Origin of the sequence: Hanstruepera marina, assembly GCF_019880635.1 — a bacterium.
GTDB lineage: Bacteria > Bacteroidota > Bacteroidia > Flavobacteriales > Flavobacteriaceae > Hanstruepera > Hanstruepera marina.
The window spans coordinates 1,184,302-1,198,528 of the sequence record NZ_JAINVX010000001.1 but is presented as its reverse complement, the minus strand read 5'-3'; the positions used below and the strand labels follow the sequence as shown (position 1 = coordinate 1,198,528).

15 protein-coding genes and 2 tRNA genes are annotated in these 14,227 nt (G+C 33.5%); 11 read left to right on the top strand and 6 right to left on the bottom strand.

Going from position 1 to position 14,227, the window contains the following annotated elements; genetic code table 11:
* Window positions 1-8 precede the first annotated feature (8 nt).
* Together K7G76_RS05625 and K7G76_RS05620 are read left to right on the top strand one after the other, a co-directional pair.
* The gene (locus tag K7G76_RS05625; RefSeq protein WP_223033196.1) at window positions 9-962 is read left to right on the top strand and encodes a transketolase family protein; all 954 of its coding nucleotides are present in this window, start codon (window positions 9-11) and stop codon (window positions 960-962) included.
* 50 nt (window positions 963-1,012) lie between these two features.
* Window positions 1,013-1,594 carry an outer membrane beta-barrel protein gene (locus tag K7G76_RS05620; protein WP_223033195.1) on the top strand — a complete coding sequence of 194 codons (582 nt, stop codon included), beginning with the start codon at window positions 1,013-1,015 and terminating at the stop codon, window positions 1,592-1,594.
* A 47-nt stretch (window positions 1,595-1,641) separates the two neighbouring features.
* Here K7G76_RS05620 and K7G76_RS05615 read toward each other — a convergent pair whose 3' ends face one another.
* Window positions 1,642-2,667, bottom strand: coding sequence for an FKBP-type peptidyl-prolyl cis-trans isomerase (locus K7G76_RS05615; protein ID WP_223033194.1), 1,026 nt, complete (start codon window positions 2,665-2,667; stop codon window positions 1,642-1,644).
* A gap of 81 nt (window positions 2,668-2,748) precedes the next feature.
* Here K7G76_RS05615 and K7G76_RS05610 point away from each other — a divergent pair, with 81 nt between their 5' ends.
* Together K7G76_RS05610 and K7G76_RS05605 are read left to right on the top strand one after the other, a co-directional pair.
* Window positions 2,749-3,129: an RNA-binding S4 domain-containing protein gene (locus tag K7G76_RS05610; RefSeq protein WP_223033193.1), complete on the top strand. Its 381-nt coding sequence runs from the start codon at window positions 2,749-2,751 to the stop codon at window positions 3,127-3,129.
* Between the two features lie 48 nt (window positions 3,130-3,177).
* Entirely contained in the window at window positions 3,178-3,684 is a 507-nt protein-coding gene (locus K7G76_RS05605) for a phosphoribosyltransferase family protein (protein WP_223033192.1), read from the top strand.
* Here the strand turns inward: K7G76_RS05605 and K7G76_RS05600 are convergent.
* Complete coding sequence (locus tag K7G76_RS05600) at window positions 3,676-4,194, bottom strand: shikimate kinase (protein WP_223033191.1); 519 nt, start codon at window positions 4,192-4,194, stop codon at window positions 3,676-3,678. The two genes, K7G76_RS05605 and K7G76_RS05600, sit on opposite strands and share 9 nt — an antisense overlap.
* 129 nt (window positions 4,195-4,323) lie before the next feature.
* On the opposite strand from K7G76_RS05600, the gene K7G76_RS05595 reads away from it, so the two are divergent.
* The 7 genes from K7G76_RS05595 to K7G76_RS05565 all read left to right on the top strand — a co-directional run bounded on the left by K7G76_RS05595 (window position 4,324) and on the right by K7G76_RS05565 (window position 9,485).
* Window positions 4,324-4,396 (top strand) — tRNA-Lys (locus K7G76_RS05595).
* Window positions 4,397-4,451: 55 nt separating this feature from the next.
* Window positions 4,452-4,537 (top strand) — tRNA-Leu (locus tag K7G76_RS05590).
* Window positions 4,538-4,613: 76 nt separating this feature from the next.
* A complete protein-coding gene (locus K7G76_RS05585; RefSeq protein ID WP_223033190.1) occupies window positions 4,614-5,510 on the top strand; it encodes a MerR family transcriptional regulator in 897 nt (298 codons plus the stop codon).
* A 42-nt stretch (window positions 5,511-5,552) separates the two neighbouring features.
* Complete coding sequence (locus tag K7G76_RS05580) at window positions 5,553-7,025, top strand: phytoene desaturase family protein (RefSeq protein ID WP_223033189.1); 1,473 nt, start codon at window positions 5,553-5,555, stop codon at window positions 7,023-7,025.
* Window positions 7,022-7,861 carry a phytoene/squalene synthase family protein gene (locus tag K7G76_RS05575; RefSeq protein WP_223033188.1) on the top strand — a complete coding sequence of 280 codons (840 nt, stop codon included), beginning with the start codon at window positions 7,022-7,024 and terminating at the stop codon, window positions 7,859-7,861. Before K7G76_RS05580 ends, K7G76_RS05575 begins: the two co-directional genes overlap by 4 nt.
* A 1-nt stretch (window position 7,862) precedes the next feature.
* On the top strand, window positions 7,863-8,312 hold the full coding sequence (locus K7G76_RS05570) for a sterol desaturase family protein (protein WP_223033187.1): 450 nt from the start codon (window positions 7,863-7,865) through the stop codon (window positions 8,310-8,312).
* A gap of 21 nt (window positions 8,313-8,333) precedes the next feature.
* Window positions 8,334-9,485 (top strand): lycopene cyclase family protein, encoded by a 1,152-nt coding sequence (locus K7G76_RS05565; RefSeq protein ID WP_223033186.1) that lies wholly within the window; start codon window positions 8,334-8,336, stop codon window positions 9,483-9,485.
* On the opposite strand, the gene K7G76_RS05560 is transcribed toward K7G76_RS05565, so the two are convergent.
* The 4 genes from K7G76_RS05560 to K7G76_RS05545 all read right to left on the bottom strand — a co-directional run bounded on the left by K7G76_RS05560 (window position 9,471) and on the right by K7G76_RS05545 (window position 14,109).
* Complete coding sequence (locus tag K7G76_RS05560; protein WP_223033185.1) at window positions 9,471-10,034, bottom strand: TlpA family protein disulfide reductase; 564 nt, start codon at window positions 10,032-10,034, stop codon at window positions 9,471-9,473. The genes K7G76_RS05565 and K7G76_RS05560 overlap by 15 nt on opposite strands.
* Before the next feature lie 75 nt (window positions 10,035-10,109).
* Complete coding sequence (locus tag K7G76_RS05555) at window positions 10,110-10,982, bottom strand: anti-sigma factor (protein WP_223033184.1); 873 nt, start codon at window positions 10,980-10,982, stop codon at window positions 10,110-10,112.
* Between the two features lie 73 nt (window positions 10,983-11,055).
* Window positions 11,056-11,727 carry a Crp/Fnr family transcriptional regulator gene (locus K7G76_RS05550; protein WP_223033183.1) on the bottom strand — a complete coding sequence of 224 codons (672 nt, stop codon included), beginning with the start codon at window positions 11,725-11,727 and terminating at the stop codon, window positions 11,056-11,058.
* Window positions 11,728-11,841: 114 nt separating this feature from the next.
* The gene (locus K7G76_RS05545; RefSeq protein WP_223033182.1) at window positions 11,842-14,109 is read right to left on the bottom strand and encodes an aconitate hydratase; all 2,268 of its coding nucleotides are present in this window, start codon (window positions 14,107-14,109) and stop codon (window positions 11,842-11,844) included.
* Window positions 14,110-14,227 lie beyond the last annotated feature (118 nt).

Genomic DNA, 14,227 nt, shown 5'->3' with positions numbered 1-14,227 from the left:
CAACAAAAATGAAAACATATACAAATACAGGAAGTAAAGATACACGCTCTGGTTTTGGAGCTGGATTAACTGAATTAGGGCAAACTAATGAAAACGTTGTTGCATTGTGTGCCGATTTAATTGGCTCATTAAAAATGGACGATTTTAAAGCCAACCACCCAGAACGGTTTTACCAAGTAGGTATTGCCGAAGCTAACATGGTAGGTATGGCAGCTGGCTTAACCATAGGCGGAAAAATTCCTTTTACAGGAACATTTGCTAATTTCTCTACAGGTCGTGTTTACGATCAAATTCGTCAAAGTGTTGCTTATTCTGGAAAGAATGTAAAAATTTGCGCTTCACATGCAGGATTAACTTTAGGTGAAGATGGCGCCACACACCAAATACTCGAAGATATTGGCTTAATGAAAATGCTTCCTGGTATGGTGGTTATCAATCCATGTGATTATAACCAAACTAAAGCAGCTACAATTGCTATTGCAGAACACAATGGGCCAGTATATTTGCGCTTTGGCAGGCCTAAAGTAGCTAATTTTACGCCTGAAAATCAAACATTTGAGATAGGTAAAGCTGTTCATTTAAATGAAGGTAGCGATGTTACTATTGTAGCTACAGGTCACTTGGTTTGGGAAGCATTGGAAGCTGCTAAAGCTTTAGAAGAAAAAGGTATTTCTGCTGAAGTTATTAATATTCATACCATAAAACCACTTGACGATAAAGCCATTCTAGATTCTGTAGCTAAAACAGGCTGTATTGTAACAGCTGAAGAGCATAACTTTTTAGGTGGATTGGGTGAAAGTGTTGCAAGAGTATTAGCAACCAATAAACCAACACCTCAAGAATTTGTAGCTACACAAGATACATTTGGTGAATCAGGAACTCCAGCACAGCTCATGGACAAGTACGGATTAAATAGTGCTGCCATTCAAGCTGCGGCTGAAAGAGTCATGCAAAGAAAATAATTAGCCTTATATTTCGTTTTTAATACAAAATCAATTTAAAAACGAATATTATGAAAGCTATTTATTTATGTCTCTTTACATTTTTTATGGCGATTGGCATGCATGCCCAATCTGCAAATGGATTTGGTTTTAAAGGCGGAATCAACTATAATTCCAATGGTAGTTATTATGAATCGGCCTTAAGTGCTGCAGAAAACCCAGACGGAAACGTAGGTTACCACTTTGGCGTTTTTGCAAAATTTGGAGGTTTTATTTTTGCCAAACCCGAGTTGGTCTATACAAGCACTAAAAGTGATTATTCTGATGGCACATTTAAAATGCAAAAAATTGATGCACCTCTATTGGCCGGTGTAAAGCTTTTAGAGTTTTTAAATGTTTTTGCAGGACCTTCATTTCAATATATCATTGATTCAGATTTTGACAATAATGATATTCGCGATATTGAAAATGATATTACTGTAGGCTTAAATATTGGTGTTGGTTTTAGCTTGAAAAAAATTGGTGTTGATTTACGTTATGAGCGTGGTTTTAGCAATAATGAAGCTACAATAATTAATGATAACAACCTTAACATTGGAAGACTTGACACCAGACCAGAACAGTTTATTGTAAGCTTATCCTTAATATTATAAAACAAAAAAGCCGCTTATAAAAGCGGCTTTTTTGTTTTTGTTATTTTTTATTCTGGAATTGTATTAACGTCTAAAAAATCTGGTGTTCCATCTCCTGTTCTGTCCAACATTACAAACGTTTCAATTGTAATAATTCCGTTTTCTTCAGTTCTACTCATTTCATATTCATTACCAGCTAAAACGGGTTCTGTTTCCCCCATATTGGTATCCACAACATAGGTATTATACCCTAATTCATCAGCTGTAAAATACCCGTCTCCATCATCTTCATTGTCTATAAAATTTGGCCCAAAATCGCCGTCAGTATCATCATCAAAAAGATCACCATTCATGTTTAAATCTTCTAAATACGAATAGATATTATCACCATCATGGTCTAAAAGCGTACGTTCGTAAAGGTCAAATTTAAAAATCAATGGTGTGTAACTTGGTACTCCAATTAAAGGTTGTTGAAAATACCCTAAACCTGATGGAATAAAAACAGCTCCAATTCCGTGTCCATGATATGTAACAGTGCCATCGCCATTATCAGTAAAACTTGTGCTAGTTTTAAATTCAATAACACCTTGTTGAAAACCTGGTACCACACCAGCAGATGACCCAACGGTAATTAAATTAAATGAAGCAGGATTTACAGCGCTATCAAACACGTGTCCAGTTGTAATGCTTCCCTCATATATTAGTTTAGCCTCATCACAAAAATGAATTTCATTACCACCTCCTTGACGAACATTCAGGTAATACAACTTATAATCAATACCAGAATCTTCAACAATTTTGTATTCTAATTGCGGACTATCCATTAAAGAAATTTTATCACTATTTACACCAGCAATAGTATCAAAAACTATCTCAAAAGTATCATTGTCTGGATTATCAGGGTTATTAAAATCAAAGTCTTCGTAGTTAAAAAAATGTGTACTCAAGAATTCTTCAATTTCGGCTAAATCTTCTTCGTAAACTTCACCTTTATCTCTAGGAGGCACAGTACTAGGACTGTCATCATCATTATTACATGAAGATAACACCATAAAAAGTCCAATAAGTGGTAGTACTAATTTTCTTAATTTCATTATTGCTTATTTTTGTGGAGCAAGATACAATTTTTAAATAATTTTGCACAACAACATTAACGTAGTTTTTAGACGAATTGTATGCGAATAGACAAGTATTTATGGTGTGTTAGGTATTTTAAAACTAGAAGTATAGCAACAGCTGCTTGCAAAAAAGGGCATGTACGTGTTAATAGTGATACTGTAAAACCCAGTCGTGAAGTTTACCCTACAGATAAAATAGAGGTTCGCAAAGATCAAATTAATTATAGCTTAACAGTTAATGATATTCCCCCAAATCGTGTAGGTGCCAAATTAGTTGATATTTACAGAACAGATACTACGCCCAAAGAGGCTTTTGCAGCCTCTGAATTATTAAAGTATTCCAAAGACTATTACCGAAAAAAAGGAACTGGTAGACCAACCAAAAAAGATAGACGCGATATTGACGATTTTTATGACGAAAATGATTCCCATAATTAGACGCCATTTTAAAATATCTATTTTATCTTTGAAAAAAATGAATTTTTTATGAATTCTGAAATTAATAACATTATACTGGATCACGATACTGTTGTTCACAAAGTAAGACGGATAGCATATCAAATTTATGAGAGTAATGTTGATGAAAAAGAAGTGATTTTAGCTGGAATTGATAGCAATGGCTATGTTTTGGCAAAAAAACTAAAGTCTATTTTAAAAAAAATATCACCTATTGAGCCTGTATTATGTCGCGTTGAAATTGACAAAAAAGCACCAAGAAATGCTATAAAAACTTCACTGACACCTGAAGAATATATAGATAAATCTGTAATTTTAATTGATGATGTATTAAACTCTGGAACTACTTTGATTTATGGCGTAAAGCATTTTTTAGATGTTCCTTTAAAGCAATTTAAAACTGCTGTTTTGGTTAACAGAAATCACAAAAAGTATCCTGTAAAAGCTGATTTTAAAGGCATTTCGCTTTCTACTTCTTTGCATGAACACGTAGATGTAATTCTTGACAAAAAACCTTATGAAGTGTTTTTAAAATAATTCTAAAAGAATAGTTTTTACAACGCTATCAATATCAGAATTGGCATTTACCACAATATCCGCTTGATTATAATAGGAGAATCTTTCAAACAAATGTTTGCCAACAAATTCCGTCATATCGTTACGATTAGAAAGGTGAGCCACTAAAGGCCGCTTTGCCTTATCTTCAAACAGCCTATTAACAAGTTCAGCTACAGCAACACTTAAATAAATGCTAGTTGTATTTTGGTTTCTACTAATTAGGTTTATATTATTACCATAACAAGGTGTACCGCCTCCCAATGCTATTACAGATTTATCTGAATTTACAAGAACATCACTCAAACACTTGCTCTCTACTTTTCTAAAAAATATTTCACCCTTAGTTTTAAAAATATCTTGCACAGATAAATCTTCCTTTTCTTCAATTACCTTATCCAAATCAATGAACTGCCAATCTAAAATTTGAGCTAATTTTTGACCAACAATAGACTTTCCCGAAGCCATATAACCCAATAAAACAATATTCATTTTTCTGTTGTTATTTGATAATTAAAAAGATACTAACCGACCAAACAAAAAAACAAAAAAATCTCTAAAAAAAGTATTGTTTTATTAATTAAACATTATATATTTGCACCCTCGTTACAGAGAAACAATGACCGGGTAGCTCAGTTGGTAGAGCATCTCCCTTTTAAGGAGAGGGTCCTGGGTTCGAGCCCCAGCCCGGTCACAAAAAAAGTTAAGCCTTTGCTTAACTTTTTTTATTTTTATACTTTCCTAATAATGCGCACGTGGCGGAATTGGTAGACGCGTTAGGTTGAGGGCCTAATGACCGCTTTTGGTCGTGGAAGTTCGAGTCTTCTCGTGCGCACTTCATAATTTTATACTAATTTTTTGTTTGATTACAATAAATTAAATTATTTTTGTTTAATAATTCATTGAAATGCATGAACAATATTAAAACAAATTTTAGTATAAAGGATTTAGAGCATCTTTCAGGAGTTAAAGCTCATACAATCAGAATTTGGGAAAAACGTTACAACTTATTACAACCCAATAGAACAGACACCAATATACGATACTACAGCCTAGAAAGTCTGCAAAAGCTTTTGAATGTTACCTTTTTGTACAACAATGGTTTTAAAATATCTAAAATTGCCAAGATTAATGATTTAGACATAGCTAATACGGTAAAAGAACTTTCTTCCAAAGAACAAGAGAGTGACCATGCCATAAGTATGTTTAAACTAGCCATGTTAAATTTTGACAAGATATTATTTTTTAAAACCTACGATGGTTTAGCCAAACAAAAGACTTTTTCAGAAATTTTTCTAGAAGTTTTTGTCCCGTTAATGAGTGAAATTGGACTCCTTTGGCAAACCAATACAATTACACCTGCGCAAGAACATTTTATTTCAGAATTAATAAAACAAAAGCTACTTACAAACATTGAAGTTCATCAAATTAAAGCTCCAATAATAAATGATAGGACATTTGTATTGTACTTGCCTTTAAATGAAATTCACGATTTAGGCCTACTATTTATTAACTACCAATTAGTAAAAGCTGGCTATCACACTATTTATTTAGGACCAAGTGTTCCAATAATAAGTTTGAAAGATGTTTTAAAGCAATACAGTAGCATTACCTTTATATCTTACTTTACTGTAAAACCAGATAGTGATAGTATTTTAGATTACTTAAACGAATTTAAAAATGAGCTGCTTACTAATGATAATCAGCTATGGATTTTTGGTAGATTATTGGACAACGTAAATGCCAATAAACTAGATAAATCCATTAAACCTTACCATTCTGTCGAAAATTTCATAAAAGAAATATAAAATTATATTTTTGTTTAACATTTTTGTATATTTGTTAAACAAATGAAACAGCAAATTATAATAATTGGTTCAGGTTTTTCATCCCTATCTGCTTCTTGCTACCTAGCAAAAGCAGGTTATGATGTAACTATTTTTGAAAAAAATAGCACCATTGGTGGGCGCGCAAGGCAATTAAAAAAAGAGGGATTTAGTTTTGATATTGGTCCAACTTGGTATTGGATGCCAGATGTTTTTGAACGATTTTTTGATGACTTCAATAAAAAACCTTCAGAATATTATACACTTGAAAAGTTAAATCCTGCTTATTCTGTTTATTTTGGTAAAGATGACTACATAACTATAGAAAGTACGCTCGAAAAAATTTGTGAGGCTTTTGAAAAAGAGGAGCCCGGAAGCTCAACTCTACTCAAAAAGTTTATTGACAAAGCCAGAGATAACTATAATATCGCAATAAAGGATCTGGTTTACAATCCGGGTGTTTCTCCATTTGAGCTCGTAACATCAAAAACAATAAAAAAATTAGATCAGTTTTTTAGCACAATAAAAAAAGACGTTAGAAAAGCGTTTAAAAATGAAAGACTGACTAAAATTTTAGAATTTCCTGTACTATTTCTAGGTGCCAAACCTAGTGATACACCATCATTCTATAACTTTATGAATTATGCCGATTTTGGATTAGGTACATTTCATCCAAAAAAAGGTATGTATGAAGTCATTCTAGCCTTAGAAGCTTTGTCAAAAAGTTTAGGTGTAAAAATAAGAACCAATGCTCCTATTGATAGTATAGAGATTAAAAATGGACAGGTAACTGGAATTATTTCAAATAGTAAAAATTACACCTGCGATATCCTTTTAAGCGGTGCAGATTATCATCATACCGAAACATTGTTAGAGCCTGAATTCAGGCAATATTCAGAAAAATATTGGGAAAGCAGAACTTTTGCTCCTTCATCACTTCTCTTCTATGTTGGTTTTGATAAAAAATTGAAAAATGTCAATCACCATACACTTTTTTTTGATGTTGATTTTGATAAACATGCCAAGTCAATTTACGACAGCCCTGAATGGCCTGACGATCCATTATTTTATGCTAGCTTCCCTTCTATTACAGATTCCAATGCCGCTCCCGAAGGCAAGGAAGCAGGAATATTTTTAATTCCACTGGCTCCTGGTCTTAAAGACACAAAAAAAATGCGAAGTGAGTGTTTTACAAAAATTATGGATCGATTTGAAACCCTAACCTCACAAAAAGTAAGAAGCTCAATTTTATTTTCAGAGTCTTTTTGTGTCAACGATTTCATCAAAGACTACAACTCCTATAAAGGCAATGCCTATGGAATGGCCAACACACTTATGCAAACAGCTTTTTTAAGACCAAAGCTTAAAAGTAAAAAAGTAAAGAATTTATATTTCACAGGACAATTAACAGTTCCTGGGCCTGGAGTCCCACCATCATTAATTTCAGGTAAACTTGTTGCAGAACTCATTAACAAACACCACGCGAATAAATCATGAAATCAATTTTTGACAATGTATCGTATTCTTGTAGTAAAACAGTTACTAAAACCTATAGTACATCGTTTTCACTAGCAACCAAAATGCTGGCGCCTTCAATACGTCAGGATATTTATAATATTTATGGTTTTGTTAGATTTGCTGATGAAATTGTAGATAGTTTTCATAATTATAACCAAGCCGAGCTATTTGAGGAATTTGAAAAAGATTTAAATCTTGCTTTAGCGCGTAAAATAAGCCTCAACCCTATTCTTAATGCATTTCAAGAAACGTATCACAAATACAATATTAACAGGGATCTTGTAGAAGCATTTATGAAAAGCATGCGTACAGATTTATTTAAAACCACTTATCTAACGCAAGAGGAGTACAAAGAATATATATATGGTTCTGCAGATGTAGTTGGTTTAATGTGTTTAAAAGTATTCGTCAATGGTAATGAAGAACAATATGAAAACCTGAAGTCTACCGCGATGCATTTAGGTTCAGCATTCCAAAAAGTAAACTTCCTACGCGATTTAAAAAGTGATTACGAAATACTAAATAGATCTTATTTTCCAAACACTGATTTATCTAAATTAGATGAAGAGTCTAAACAAGCCATTATTAATGAAATAGAAAATGATTTTGAACTGGGATTAGAAGGTATAAAACAATTGCCTATAGAAGCTAAATTTGGAGTTTTCGTAGCTTATCGCTACTACAAACAGCTGTTAAAGAAACTTAAGAAAACGCCTGCTCTTCAAATTAAAAACTCTAGGATTAGAGTGCCAAATTATAAAAAAATCGAACTACTCACGCGTAGTTATGTAAAATATCAATTAAATTTATTGTAACATGACCGTAATACTTTGGATATTAATTTTTTTAGGGACTTTCCTTTTCATGGAGTTCATGGCTTGGTTTACCCATAAATATATTATGCATGGTTTTCTTTGGTATTTACATAAAGACCACCATAGAAAGGATCATGACAGTTGGTTTGAAAGAAATGATGCATTTTTTATTTTTTATGCTATAGTGAGCATCACACTATTCTTACTTTGGAAATACAACGACTTTTGGGTTGGATTACCAATTGGGTTAGGAATATTCGTCTATGGCTGCACGTATTTTTTAGTTCATGATATTTTTATTCATCAGCGTTTTAAACTATTCAGAAATGCCAATAATTGGTATGCCAAAGGTGTAAGGCGTGCTCATAAAATTCATCACAAACATTTAGGAAAACATGATGGCGAGTGTTTTGGTATGTTATTCGTACCTTTCAAATACTTTAAAAAATAGTCTTTAATCTTAATAAGCTTTATGCCCAAGCCTTTACATTTCGATTATATTATTATTGGAAGTGGATTGGCCGGTTTACAGTTGGCATTAGGTTTATCCCGTGATCATTTCTTTAAAAACAAACAAATTGCCCTAATAGACCCAAAAAATAAGACCGAAAATGACAAAACATGGAGTTTTTGGGAACAAGGCTCAAGTAAATGGGATAAAATAACACATAAAACGTGGAGCACGGCACTTTTTTGCTCCAATAAAATTAATCTAAAACTTGATTTAAAAGATTACACCTATAAAACTATCCGTTCGATAGATTTTTACACTTTAGCAATTAATGAACTAAAAGAACAAGATAACATCCACTTTGTTTTAGATACCATTAATCGCCTAGAAGAAAGAGAACACGTAAATGTATATGGCGAAAAACATAATTACATAGGCCAACATGTGTTTGATAGTAGAATTCCAGAAGCTTTTTTTTCTGATACAAAACATACCATAATCCATCAGCATTTTAAAGGATTTGTTATAAAAAGTAAGACTCCATGTTTTAATCCTGGTAACTTTACCATAATGGACTTTCGGTTTCAATACAAACTCACAACAAGTTTTATTTATGTATTACCTTTTTCTGAAAGCGAAGCTCTAATTGAATACACTTTTTTTACACCACATCCGGTTGACGAACAGGTTTATGATGAAGGGATTGACAGTTATTTAAAACACGAACTAAATTTGGATCAATACACAATAACTGAAACCGAACGTGGCAATATACCTATGACAGATTTTGAATTTTGGAATTACAACTCAAAACATATAACCAAAATTGGTACTGGTGGTGGTTGGGTTAAAGGCTCAACTGGATATTCGTTTAAACATACAGAAAAGAATGTTGCTACGATAATTATGAATCTTAAATCATATAAAAATCCAACAGATAATTTAATAAAGAAAAAATATAGATTCTACGACAAAATTTTTCTTAACGTATTATATGAAAATAATGATAAAGGTGTTTGGATTTTCGAACAGTTTTATAAAAAGAATTCAGTAAACACCATGTTTCAGTTTTTAGATGAAGAGACCACTTTTTTTCAAGACATTAAAATTATGCAGTCGTTATTCTCTATTACTTTTATAAAAGCTTTTTTCAGGGTTTTATTCAGATATTAGCCTATCTAAAGTTGCCCTTACCTTATCACTATTCCAATTGGCAGCTCCACCTCTATCCATAACTATATTTCCTGATTTATCAATTACATAGGTCTTGGGTATACTTCGCGTTTCAAAATAACTTGGCGGAGCACTAATAGGGTTATAAAACTTAAAATTAAAACTCCTTTTTTCCTTAAATTTTACGATGGCTTCTGGTTTTTCGTTCGATACCAATAAAAACAAGACCTTGTCATTATAATCCTTGTACAAGGCTTCAATACTTGGCATTTCGGCAATACAGGGCGGACACCAGGTTGCCCAAAAATTTACAAAGATAACTTGACCTTTAGCATTATTAAAATCAAAAGGGTTTCCATCTTGATCTACCAATTTCCAATTATAATCAGAAATCGCTTTTTGGTCTGGATTATCGATTGTTGATGGACTTATTAAAGCTAAACCACTGTGAATAAAAACCTGTATAGGTTGTCTAGTTTGTGGTATAATTAATAATGCAATTACTATTATGAAGATTATATTGCTTGTTTTTACTTTTGGTCTTTTCATTTTAAAAAATTAAAGCATAATTTCTTTGACGAAACTATGCTTTAAAACTAACAAAAACAAAGCTGGTTAACCAACTTATCTGCTTACAGAACCACTAGGTAATGATCCCAAATTCTGACCAAAGTCGTGAACTGCAGGTGCAGTTGCCATTCCCGCCGTACCAACTAAAGGCTTCATCGCAAAAGGGGCTGGTGAGTTATCAGGAACCGGCTCTACCGATATAACCACTGTTCTATTTCTTATATCTAGCGGAAAGGTTTCTCCTGCTGGTTCGTTTAAAAAGAAATCTTCACCTGGAACTGGAGGTCCTGGCTGTACAGTTTCACTAAAAGGGGCAGCATCATCAGCCATATCGAAAACATTAAACGTCCCTGTTGTTAATGGCCCTGAATCACCAACAACCCATCCTTCGTATGTCCATCCATCAGGCAATGTTGGTAAATTAAAGTTAGGAACTGGTGGCATTCCAGGAGTACCAAACCAAACACCATTCTCGTCATTGCCATTATTCATACCACCTTCATCAGTTGGCGTTCTTAAAAAGAAAGCACCTGAAGCATTAGAAAAATCACCTAAAATGCCAGTATTCACGTTAGCTGAATTACCAGAAAAATCGCCAGCCAAAACTTTAGTATCAGCTGGTGCAGGATCACTATCAATAGCTGGCTCGATTGACAACACAAACGTAGTCGCACTGTTCAATTGTGCTGTGCTAACCATAAACGTTTGAGGGAACGTAACACTAGAAAAGGTTCCTGTTGAAATTGGTGCTCCATCTACAATAATCCAACCTTCATATACATAATCACTTCCTAAATCTTCTAATCCCGAAAGATTTAATGTTAAAGGAGAATTAACTGGTGTGTTGGGATTGTTATCATCGTCATTGCTACAAGATGTAATTATAACAGACAATGCTAATACCGAAAAAAACATTTTTTTAATCATTGCATTTTAATTTTAAAAAGTTATAGTTCAAAATTAAAATGTCTGAAGCTTTTAAAATGTTAGCTAGCTAACACTAACTGGCATTTTTAAAAATTCTGATTTCCTTTCGGCTAAAATCTAAATAATTTTCCGATTTTAATTCCTGTAGTAATATATTAAGTGTAGGCCTAGATGTACCAATTAGAGAAGCAATGTCTTTTTGTGTGTAAGGGTGTTTAATTACATGATCCCCTGTTTGCTCGCAATCATAACCGTATTCAGTACATAATTCATTTAAAAATTCTACTAACCTAGTTTTTGCATCCTTGAATAAAAGCAACTGCAAACGTCGTTCGAGTTTCTTGAACTTAAAACCAATAAACTTATATATTTTAAAACTGAAGGTTTGATTATCACGCATTAAATCATGCATGGTTTGAACACCTATTGGACAAATAGATGTATTATTATCTACAGATTGTGCAAATTCATCGCGAACCGCTTCTCCCAAAATAGCTTTTTCTCCAAAAAGCTCGCCTCGAGTCAAAATAGCCTTAACTACTTCATCTCCATTTTCACTGTAGTAACCAATTTTTACTTTCCCTTTTTCTATAAGATATACCTTATTTGCGGCATCATCTTCAAAATAAATGTAATCTTTTTTCTTGTAGGCATCAAAATCATGATTAGACTTGTATGCTTTGAATTTATGCGGACATAACACTTTAAACAAGTTTACGTCTTCAAAAAACCATAGATTACCCATTGCTTTGAAATTGTTAGTAGTGAGATTGTCGTAATGGAAATCAAATACTTACAAACAACATAAAAAAACTCCTAACTAATTGTTAGGAGTTTTTAATATTATCAATTTTTATAATTAAGCGTTTTGCTTTTTTATTAAATTTAAAGCAGAACCTTCGTTAAACCATTCAATTTGCGCTTGGTTATATGTATGATTAACTTCAATAACATCTTTCGAACCATCTTTATGCACAAACTCTATATGCAATGGTTTATCAGGTGCAAAGCCATCTAAATCTAAAAAGTTGATCGTATCATCTTCCTGAATTAAATCGTAATCGTTTTCATTAGCAAACGTTAAGCCCAACATACCTTGCTTTTTAAGGTTGGTTTCATGAATACGAGCAAAGGACTTTACAATTACAGCAGCAACACCTAAATGCCTTGGTTCCATAGCAGCATGCTCTCTCGAAGACCCTTCACCATAATTATGATCACCTACAACTACTGAATAAATTCCATTAGCTTTATATTGACGAGCAACATCTGGAACACCTTCATAATCACCATTTAATTGATTTTTAACAAAGTTTGTTTTCTTGTTGTAAGCGTTAACTGCACCAATTAACATATTATTTGAAATATTATCCAAATGCCCACGGTAACGCAACCAAGGCCCAGCCATAGAAATATGGTCTGTTGTACACTTTCCAAAAGCTTTTATTAACAATTTAGCACCTTTAATCTCTCTCCCAATAGGTTCGAATGGTGTCAACAATTGTAAACGTTCTGAACTTGGATCTACTGTTACTTGGACATGGCTACCATCTGCTACAGGAGCTAAATACCCATTGTCATCTACTTCAAAACCTTTAGGAGGCAATTCCCATCCTGTAGGCTCGTCTAACATAACCTCTTCTCCATTTTCATTTATTAACTTATCGGTTAATGGATTAAAGTCCAATCGCCCGGCTATAGCAATAGCTGCTGTTAATTCTGGCGAAGCTACAAATGCATGTGTATTAGGATTACCATCTGCACGTTTCGCAAAGTTTCTATTAAAAGAATGCACAATACTATTTTTAGGTGCATTTTTAGGATCTTCATAACGCGCCCATTGTCCAATACATGGTCCACAGGCATTCGTAAATATTTTGGCATCTAATTTTTCAAATACTTGTAGAATTCCATCGCGTTCTGCTGTAAACCTAACCTGCTCCGAACCAGGATTAATCCCGAATTCAGCTTTAGTTTTTAAACCTTTATCCAACGCTTGTTGCGCAATTGAAGAAGCACGTGATAAATCTTCATAAGATGAATTGGTACAAGAACCTATTAATCCCCATTCCACTTTTATAGGCCAATCATTAGATTTTGCCTTTTCAGTCATTTCAGAGCCAACTGGTGTTGACAAATCTGGTGTAAATGGTCCATTTAATAATGGCCCTAGTTCTGACAAATTAATTTCTATAACTTGATCAAAATACTGTTCAGGATTAGCGTAAACTTCAGCATCACCAGTTAAATAATCTTTGACCTCATTAGCCGCATCAGCAACATCAGCCCTATCGGTTGCACGTAAATAGCGTTCCATAGAATCATCATAACCAAATGTTGACGTTGTAGCTCCAATTTCGGCACCCATATTACAAATAGTCCCTTTTCCTGTACAAGACATTGCTGTCGCACCAGGCCCAAAATATTCCACAATAGCTCCGGTTCCTCCTTTTACGGTAAGAATTTCAGCTACTTTTAAAATCACGTCTTTAGGGGCAGTCCATCCTGATAACTTACCGGTTAACTTCACACCTATTAGCTTTGGAAATTTTAACTCCCATGCCATGCCTGCCATTACATCAACAGCATCTGCACCACCTACACCAATAGCAACCATTCCTAATCCACCAGCATTAACAGTATGTGAATCTGTACCTATCATCATTCCTCCTGGAAAAGCATAATTCTCCAAAACTACTTGATGTATTATTCCAGCTCCAGGTTTCCAGAAACCTATACCATACTTATTAGAAACAGATTCCAAGAAATTAAATACTTCATTACTTGTGTTAAGCGCACTTTGCAAATCTATTGAAGCACCTTGTTTAGCTTGAATTAAATGATCGCAATGCACTGTTGTAGGAACCGCAACTTTATCTTTACCAGCCTGCATAAACTGTAACAAAGCCATTTGTGCTGTAGCATCTTGACATGCAACTCTATCTGGTGCAAAGTCTACATAATCCTTACCGCGTTGGAAAGCTTGGGTTGGCTTACCATCCCAAAGATGTGAGTATAATATCTTTTCAGAAAGGGTTAAAGGCTTGCCTACCACTTCTCTTGCTGCATCAACACGCTCTGACATTGTAGCGTAAACCTTTTTTATCATGTCAATATCAAATGCCATATAGTATCTTTTTTAGGTGATTAATTTTTTAAGTCCTGCAAAAGTACAAAATATCCAAGACATTTAAAAATAGTGTAACGAAATACTGAATTTCATGAGAATAATTCAAAAAATATTA

Coding starts and splice junctions, on each gene's coding strand:
- K7G76_RS05570 (WP_223033187.1), top strand. CDS start 7,863: ATGACCGTAATACTTTGGATATTAATTTTTTTAGGGACTTTCCTTTTC.
- K7G76_RS05580 (WP_223033189.1), top strand. CDS start 5,553: ATGAAACAGCAAATTATAATAATTGGTTCAGGTTTTTCATCCCTATCT.
- K7G76_RS05575 (WP_223033188.1), top strand. CDS start 7,022: ATGAAATCAATTTTTGACAATGTATCGTATTCTTGTAGTAAAACAGTT.
- K7G76_RS05550 (WP_223033183.1), bottom strand. CDS start 11,727: ATGGGTAATCTATGGTTTTTTGAAGACGTAAACTTGTTTAAAGTGTTA.
- K7G76_RS05565 (WP_223033186.1), top strand. CDS start 8,334: ATGCCCAAGCCTTTACATTTCGATTATATTATTATTGGAAGTGGATTG.
- K7G76_RS05555 (WP_223033184.1), bottom strand. CDS start 10,982: ATGATTAAAAAAATGTTTTTTTCGGTATTAGCATTGTCTGTTATAATT.
- K7G76_RS05600 (WP_223033191.1), bottom strand. CDS start 4,194: ATGAATATTGTTTTATTGGGTTATATGGCTTCGGGAAAGTCTATTGTT.
- K7G76_RS05560 (WP_223033185.1), bottom strand. CDS start 10,034: ATGAAAAGACCAAAAGTAAAAACAAGCAATATAATCTTCATAATAGTA.
- K7G76_RS05610 (WP_223033193.1), top strand. CDS start 2,749: ATGCGAATAGACAAGTATTTATGGTGTGTTAGGTATTTTAAAACTAGA.
- K7G76_RS05615 (WP_223033194.1), bottom strand. CDS start 2,667: ATGAAATTAAGAAAATTAGTACTACCACTTATTGGACTTTTTATGGTG.
- K7G76_RS05620 (WP_223033195.1), top strand. CDS start 1,013: ATGAAAGCTATTTATTTATGTCTCTTTACATTTTTTATGGCGATTGGC.
- K7G76_RS05605 (WP_223033192.1), top strand. CDS start 3,178: ATGAATTCTGAAATTAATAACATTATACTGGATCACGATACTGTTGTT.
- K7G76_RS05585 (WP_223033190.1), top strand. CDS start 4,614: ATGAACAATATTAAAACAAATTTTAGTATAAAGGATTTAGAGCATCTT.
- K7G76_RS05625 (WP_223033196.1), top strand. CDS start 9: ATGAAAACATATACAAATACAGGAAGTAAAGATACACGCTCTGGTTTT.
- K7G76_RS05545 (WP_223033182.1), bottom strand. CDS start 14,109: ATGGCATTTGATATTGACATGATAAAAAAGGTTTACGCTACAATGTCA.